The sequence below is a fragment of the Acidisoma sp. 7E03 genome (genome assembly GCF_054665075.1).
The window spans coordinates 1-4,552 of the sequence record NZ_BAAFHE010000039.1 but is presented as its reverse complement, the minus strand read 5'-3'; the positions used below and the strand labels follow the sequence as shown (position 1 = coordinate 4,552).

Genomic DNA, 4,552 nt, shown 5'->3' with positions numbered 1-4,552 from the left:
AAAAATATCCGTCGTCCAAATGAGGTCTCCTTCCGGAAACCTTGAATCACGCCAGCTCGGCTCTGTGAATCCTTTTTATGGGTCCCGGCCCTAACAGACGGTGGACATTGGCGTACGAGTAGGAGCGGCACCGCTTGCTCTGGAAGACCAGGTGCAGCGCTATCGAACCGCCAGGCACCACGAGATGATAGGTTGCGTCGCTCTCCCGGGAGGCTATACTTCAACCTATCATATAGGTTAGCTCGTGGAAGATATTCCAACCGTAAGGTCACCAGAAGAGGCGCTGCCGGATAACCCGGGACCGAGCCTCGTCGATAGAATGACGGCCGAGGTCAGCCGCCACATCCGGGAAAACGGCTTGCTGGTCGGCGCAGCCTTGCCGAGCGAAGGCCAGTTCGCGGCACGTCTCGGCGTCTCCCGTGCGGTTGCGCGCGAAGGATTTCGCAGCCTTGCCGCCTTGGGGCTGATCGATGTCGCCAATGGGCGCCGTGCCCGGGTTGCCGCTGCGGATGAGGGCGGACTAAGTCTCATGCTAGATCACGCGATCAATACCCGGCAGGTGTCGGTCCAGCAGATCCTCGATGTGCGCCGAACAATTGAGCTACGGACAGCGGTTCTGGCGGCTCTGCGGCGAAGTCCTGCGGCAGCCGATGAAATCGAAGACAGGGCGCGAGCGATGCAGGCCGATATCGACGTGCCAGCCAAGGTGATGGAGCATGACATCGCCTTCCACGAAGCGATCGCGCGGGCGTCACAGAACGCTCTCTTCACGGTGCTCGTCCGTTCGTTTCAAATGGTGACAAGGAATACCTGGCCAGTCGGATGGACGGCACGCATGCAGACTGCGACCCGAGCAGAAAGCATTGCATGCCATGTTTCAATAGCCGTGGCCATTCGTCAGCACGACGCAAAGGGTGCGGCGCAGGCGATGACGCATCACTTCGACTCTACCGTGAAGACTCTCATTGACGCGGGCGTTGTTTGACGGTGGGAAACAGAAAGCTAGATAAGCAATGCGAATTACGGGAATCGAAACGTTCCGGCTAGCCGAATTTGCGAATGTCCTCTGGGTTCACTTGCATACCGATGCAGGGCTGACCGGTCTCGGTGAGACCTTCTACGGCGCAGGAGCGGTTGAGGCGCACATCCATGACACGCTCGCTGGCCGGCTGATCGGGCGCGATCCACTGCGGATCGAAGCCCTTCATCGGGACATGCTCAATTTGCCCCTAGCGCAAGCAAGCACGGGTGCAGAATATCGCGCCGCGTCCGCGATCGACATCGCCCTCTGGGATCTCTTCGGCAAGACGTGCGACCGACCAGTCCATCAGATGCTGGGCGGCCTCTGTCGGGACAAACAGCGAATCTATAATACTTGCGCTGGCTATGGCTATGTGCGCTCGACCAGCATCAAACCCGTCTCAACGTGGAATTTCGACGAATCGGCTGGCCCCTATGAGGATCTCAAAGGGTTCATGACGCAGGCCGATGGGCTCGCAGAAAGTCTGCTCGCCTCGGGCATATCGGCGATGAAGATATGGCCGTTCGACCCTGCGGCAATCGCTCATGATGGGCTCTTCATTACCCGGGACGAGCTTAAAGCTGCCATCGAACCCTTCGAGAAGATCCGCCGCGCCGTGGGTGACCGGATGGAAATCATGGTGGAGTTCCACTCTCTTTGGAATCTGCCGATGGCGAAGCAACTCGCAAGAGTCTTGGAAGACTACGCACCGACTTGGTATGAGGATCCGATTCGGATGAACTCGCCGCAGGCGCTGGCCGAACTCGCCCGCAGCACGACCGTACCGATCACCGCGAGCGAAACGCTTGGGAGTCGCTTTCCCTATAAGGACATGCTGGACCGGGATGCGATCGGCATCGTGATGGCCGACCTCTGCTGGACGGGGGGCTTCACCGAGGGACGGAAGATTGCCGCTTTGGCCGAAACCTATCATCGGCCTTTTGCTCCCCATGACTGCGTCGGGCCTGTTGGCTTCATCGCAGGCATTCATGCTTCCTTTAGCCAGCCGAACACGCTGATCCAAGAGAGCGTTCGTGCGTTCTACACCGGCTGGTACAGAGAACTCGTGACTGAGATGCCCGTTATCCGAGATGGCTTTGTTTTCCCGATGGAAGGGGCAGGTCTCGGAACAGAGCTGCAGCCTTCGGTGTTTCAGCGGTCCGATCTCACCGTTCGTCGTTCGGCGGCCTAGGACGTGAGAAACGATAATGCCCTACCGGATCTTAAGCGAAGCTGGGACTCCGCGCAGGTCCGAACTGCAATATCGACTAGCGACGCTGCAGATCCCATCGATCCACAGCGCTCGCTCCAGATAAGCGTTAAAGGTTCACGGCATGGTATCTTCACTCTTCGATCTCTCCGGACGCACTGCATTAGTTACAGGCTCCTCTCGAGGGCTTGGCCGCGCGATGGCGCAGGGGCTTGCCGAGGCCGGATCGGCAATCGTGCTGAATGGATCCGATCCGGAGCGTCTGGCCGCAGCTGCCTGCGAGCTGCGTAACGCAGGATACAACATACACCAGCTTGCGTTCGACGTAACGGACGAAATGGCCGTCGTCAAAGCTTTCGCAGATCTCGATGCGAGCGGGATCAAAGTGGATATTCTCGTCAACAACGCGGGAATCCAGTTTCGTAAACCGATGCTCGAACTGGCGACCAAGGATTGGCAACGAGTCATCGACACCAATCTGACGAGCGCTTTTGTTGTTGGCAGGGAAGCCGCGAAGCGGATGATTGCGCGCGGCCATGGCAAGATCATCAACGTTGGCTCTCTAACTAGTGATGCGGCGCGAGCGACGGTTGCTCCCTACACCGTTGCGAAGGGGGGCATCAAAATGCTGACGCGCGCCATGACGGCCGAATGGGCTGCTTATAATATCCAGGCTAATGCGATCGGGCCTGGCTACATGGTGACCGACATGAACGCCGCCCTACTCGCCGACGAAGCATTCGATTCATGGGTGAAGGCCCGCACGCCGGCGCGCCGTTGGGGTAAGGCGGAAGAGCTGGTGGGGGCTGCGGTGTTTTTGGCTTCAACCGCTTCCGATTATGTGAATGGACAAATCATCTATGTCGACGGGGGAGTCCTGGCGGTCCTCTAGCTTTGCTGAGTAACTTGTTGTCGAGGTTCCGGTGGCATACGAAAGACTGTTTGCACCGAAGGCTCAAAGGCCTTGCAGGTAGAAAGAAGGGTGAAGGAAATCGACATCAGGCCGTTCGGGAAACTGCGCGCGTGCTTGCCGATGACTTCTGTAAGAGGGGGATCTCCCAACAGGCAAGCAACCGCGACGTCAGCAATCGAGTGAGCAGGAGGTTCGTGTCTGCGCGTTCATCAATGATTCCCTTCGCGCTGCTCAATCAGTTGACGCTGAACAAAGGCTCATCGGTGTCCATCGGCCTTGGATGGCCTCACTATCAGCGGCGGCCATTATAGAAAGGAGCGAAGAACATGAGGGTTCGCATTGCGCGCGCAGACGACGAACCACGGGTGCGTGTCATGTTGAAGCGCTTTGAGGATGAGCGCCTGCCGTCTTGGCGTGATCCGACCCCACTGGCAGGTAGCCTTGAAAAGGAGGCGGCAAAACTCTTCGATCCACCATCGGGAGACTACGTGCTGATGGTCTGCGTGGACGAAGGAGATAGTCCAATCGGCTTCGCGCAGGCCATGATGGACAAGGACTTTTTCACGGAGGAACCCCAGGGCCACATTCTTTTCATTGCGACTGACGCGGCGCATGAGGGCAGGGGAGTAGCTCGCTGTCTCGTTGCCGCCATCGGCGACTGGGCCCGCGAGAGAGGCGCCAAAGGGCTGCTCCTCTATGTCTTCGCGACCAATGAGAGAGCTCGTGCCGCCTACCAGCGCTTCGGCTTCGAAGAAGACATGCTGAAGATGGTGAAGCCTCTCGACAATCACTGAAGTGAGGCACCGGCAGCCAAGCATAGCGATACGTCCAACCGGGCTGCGGGCTCGAACACCATATAGGCTATACTACGGAGCCTTCAGTGGTCCACCTTGCTTCGGTTGATAATTGACTTGACATTCGAGGTGTCTTCGGAACGCCCTGTCTGTGGGGAAGCCAAAGTGCAGTATGCGCCGCGACGGAAGTGAAGGATGCGAGCCGTGGCGCCAGCGATCCGCCCGATTTTGCTTGGGACGAATGACGCCTATTTTGCGGGTAACGACGCTGGAGCTGCGGGGCATTTTCGGCTTCTCTGATTAGCTACGCCCAGGTCCACGCCATTGCCCCGGACGAGGGTGGCCATCGGCGATGGCCACCCTGTCTCTTACTCCTCGCTGGGAACGGACGCCTGTGTCTGGCCTTCATGTCCGTCACTATCATCAGCCTCCGTGACGGACACATCCTTCACAGGTAGGATCTCCCTGTTGATTTCCGCTGAGAACTGACCCGGGCGGGCCGGATTTTTCCACTGAGATTTGGGTTCTTCCGCATAAAGCGTGCAGGCAGAGGTTGTACTGAGCTGTTCAATTTGGCACAGCATAGGGATTCGCACTGTTTTTGGATCTCGAAG

5 protein-coding genes are annotated in these 4,552 nt (G+C 58.1%); 4 read left to right on the top strand and 1 reads right to left on the bottom strand.

What is annotated here, in order from left to right:
* Positions 1 to 244: 244 nt before the first annotated feature.
* From ACYQ6W_RS22480 to ACYQ6W_RS22465, 4 genes are all read left to right on the top strand, one after another.
* Positions 245 to 985, top strand: a complete 741-nt coding sequence (locus tag ACYQ6W_RS22480; RefSeq protein ID WP_459678500.1) for a FadR/GntR family transcriptional regulator — start codon at positions 245 to 247, stop codon at positions 983 to 985.
* Positions 986 to 1,013: 28 nt separating this feature from the next.
* Positions 1,014 to 2,213, top strand: a complete 1,200-nt coding sequence (locus tag ACYQ6W_RS22475; RefSeq protein WP_459678497.1) for a mandelate racemase/muconate lactonizing enzyme family protein — start codon at positions 1,014 to 1,016, stop codon at positions 2,211 to 2,213.
* 142 nt (positions 2,214 to 2,355) lie between these two features.
* Complete coding sequence (locus ACYQ6W_RS22470) at positions 2,356 to 3,123, top strand: SDR family oxidoreductase (protein ID WP_459678494.1); 768 nt, start codon at positions 2,356 to 2,358, stop codon at positions 3,121 to 3,123.
* A 347-nt stretch (positions 3,124 to 3,470) separates the two neighbouring features.
* Positions 3,471 to 3,938 (top strand): N-acetyltransferase family protein, encoded by a 468-nt coding sequence (locus ACYQ6W_RS22465; protein ID WP_459678493.1) that lies wholly within the window; start codon positions 3,471 to 3,473, stop codon positions 3,936 to 3,938.
* Positions 3,939 to 4,306: 368 nt separating this feature from the next.
* Here ACYQ6W_RS22465 and ACYQ6W_RS22460 read toward each other — a convergent pair.
* On the bottom strand, positions 4,307 to 4,552 hold a 246-nt coding region (locus ACYQ6W_RS22460), incomplete at its 5' end, for a hypothetical protein (RefSeq protein ID WP_459678490.1).